This window comes from Dietzia timorensis, from assembly GCF_020742175.1.
Lineage (GTDB): Bacteria > Actinomycetota > Actinomycetes > Mycobacteriales > Mycobacteriaceae > Dietzia > Dietzia timorensis_A.
In genome coordinates this window covers 1-2551 of the sequence record NZ_DYXM01000098.1, presented here as the reverse complement: position 1 = coordinate 2551, position 2551 = coordinate 1, and the positions used below count along the sequence as shown (strand labels likewise).

The 2551-nt window shown below is 65.3% G+C and carries 3 protein-coding genes; 1 reads left to right on the top strand and 2 read right to left on the bottom strand.

Features of this window, described 5'->3' with window-relative positions:
- Positions 1–1027, bottom strand: a 1027-nt coding sequence (locus tag K8V11_RS05110; RefSeq protein ID WP_303911360.1) for an MBL fold metallo-hydrolase, incomplete at its 3' end; no start/stop codon positions are given.
- A gap of 155 nt (positions 1028–1182) precedes the next feature.
- Between K8V11_RS05110 and K8V11_RS05105 the strand changes: the two genes are divergently transcribed.
- The gene (locus tag K8V11_RS05105; protein ID WP_067475719.1) at positions 1183–1440 is read left to right on the top strand and encodes a metal-sensitive transcriptional regulator; all 258 of its coding nucleotides are present in this window, start codon (positions 1183–1185) and stop codon (positions 1438–1440) included.
- 39 nt (positions 1441–1479) lie between these two features.
- Here K8V11_RS05105 and K8V11_RS05100 read toward each other — a convergent pair whose 3' ends face one another.
- Positions 1480–2265 (bottom strand): sulfite exporter TauE/SafE family protein, encoded by a 786-nt coding sequence (locus tag K8V11_RS05100; RefSeq protein ID WP_303911359.1) that lies wholly within the window; start codon positions 2263–2265, stop codon positions 1480–1482.
- Positions 2266–2551 lie beyond the last annotated feature (286 nt).

Sequence of the window (2551 nt, the reverse complement as noted above, 5' to 3'; positions counted from 1 at the left end):
CCGAGCAATCGCGAGCGAGTTCGGCGTCATCGGTGGCGATGATCAGCCGGCGGTGTTCGGTGTCGGGATCGATGGTCCACGCGGCGAACTTGGACGCGTTGGCCCCCGCGGGGATGTTGAGCGAGCCCGGGTAGGTACCCGAATGCACGGCGTGCTGATCTCGCGGATCGACGACGATGGCCTCCTCGTCGCGCACGAGGCCGTCCACGGCGTCCGACCCCAATTCCTCGGGGCGGTGGCGTTCGCCGAGCAGCGCAGGCCCCTCCTTGTTGAGGCGCTTCATCCTGGAGAAGTACGTCGGCGCGTCCGGCTGTCCTTCGAGAAGCGAGTCGATGAAGCCCTGCTCATCATCGTTTTCCACGAACGGCGCCCACCAGGCGGTCGCGCGTTCGTAGCCGACGGTCGTCGATGGGACGGCGCCCAGCGATTTTCCACATGGGCTTCCCGCGCCGTGTGCCGGGAACACCTGTACGTAGTCGGGCATGGTGAGGAAGGTGTTCTTCAGGCTGCGGAAGAGGTCCTTCGCGCCGGCGAAGCGAGTGTCCTCGCCGCCGGCGGCCTCGTCGAGGAGGTCGGGGCGCCCGACATCGCCGACGAACACGAAATCGCCGGTGAGCATGTATCCGGGCTCATCCGCAACGGCGCCGTCGGTGATGAGAAAGGTGAGGTGCTCCGGGGTGTGGCCGGGCGTATGCACCGCCTCGACGGTGATGTTGCCGAGGGTGATCGTGTCTCCCGAGCGCAGCCGCTCGGCCTCGAACCCGTACTGCCAGTCTTCGCCGCCTTCGCCCGAGACGTACAGGGTGGCGCCCGTAGCCTCGGCGAGCTCGCGGCTCCCGGAAAGGTAGTCGGCGTGGATGTGGGTCTCGGTGACGGCCTCGATCGTCAATCCGTGCTTGGCGGCCAGGTCGAGGTAGACCGAGACGTCTCGACGCGGGTCGACGACGAGCGCCGTGTTTTTCTGCTGGCAGGCGATCATGAAGCTTGCGTGTGCGAGTCCGTCCTCATAGACGCGTTCGAAAAGCATAATCACTCCAATTCGTGTGGTGACAACATTGAGAATAATACCCCCTGGGGTATATTGCAAGGGTGAGTTCGCCGCGGATGCGAACCGACGAATAGGTGTCCCGCATATCCCCCGGGGTATTCTGGGTGGATCATCGAGGTGAAAGGAAAAGTCGAATGGAACTCGAAGCCACGGAACTGAAGGCAGTCGCCAATCGGCTCAAGCGCGCGCAGGGGCAGCTCGCCGGCGTCGTGCGGATGGTCGAGGAGGGAGGCGATTGCCAGCAGGTCGTCAACCAGCTCGCGGCGGTGTCGAAGGCGCTCGATCGGGCGGGCTTTGCCATCATCTCCACCGGATTGCAGCAATGTCTGACGTCGGAGGATCCGGAAGTCGACGTCAAGGCGCTGGAAAAGATGTTCCTCAGCCTCGCGTAGGCGCCGGTCGGGGCCCACAAGGCGCTCCCGAATTTTCCGCTAACCGAGGACCCCGGGGATGCTCTGCGCTGCGGTAGCCAGCGCGACGACGAGGAGAATGCCGGCAAAGGCGAGCTTCAGCGTGCGGGGCTCGGCGCGGCGCGACACCACGGTGCCGGCAAACGTGCCGGCCACCGTGGCGGCGGACATCGCGGCTATGGCCGGCCAGGGGAGCGAGGTCGCGGTCTCGGCGTGCAGGCCGAGCGAGATCGCGCTGTTGATGGCGACGATGACCAACGACGTGCCCACCGCGCTGGTGATCGGCACTCCGAGCGCGATCGTCAGGGCGGGGACGACGAGAAAGCCGCCACCCACCCCGAACATGCCGGTGAGGAAGCCTGTGGCCGTCGCGGTGGCGAGGGTGATCGCTCGTGTGCGCCACTTCGGCGCCCTGCGATCGCCGGTCTCCGCGGCCTTCTCCGATCGAGTGCCGCGAAACATCGTGAACGCGACGACGGCGAGGATCACCGCAAAGAGGCTCATCAACACGTCTTCGTCGACCATGCCGGCGACTCGGCTGCCGAGGAAAGCGCCCGGTAGGCCGGCGAGGCCGAAGGCGATGCCCAGCGTAAAGCGGACGCTTGAGCCTGTGCTTGTGCCCGCGCGTCGTTGAGCGATCCCGACCAGCGCGCCGGTTCCGACGACGACGAGGGAGGCCACGGTCGCCTCGTGTGGAGGTAGGCCGAGCCCGAAGGTCAGTAGCGGAACCGCCAAAATGGCGCCGCCGCCTCCCAGGCTTCCGACCAGAAGTCCGACGATCAGTCCGCCGACAATCGCGATAACCACAAATGACCCTCCTCGATTGGGTGTCGATACCCAATATACCCCAGGGGGTATATGAGGCAAGTGGGCCTTGCAGAAAATGGTCGAGGAGGACGCTCGGATCGAGCTGATCGATGCGCAGGGGCTGGGAATGACGTCGAGTACGTGGTTGTAGAAGCGGCGTAGGCTCGGGACATGAAGACGCACACGGAAAGTCGCGCAATACCACGCTCACAGAACATCGCCCGCTACGCGCTCGGCGGATTCATGTCGTTTGCCGGCATCGCGCACCTGACGTTTGCACGGCAGG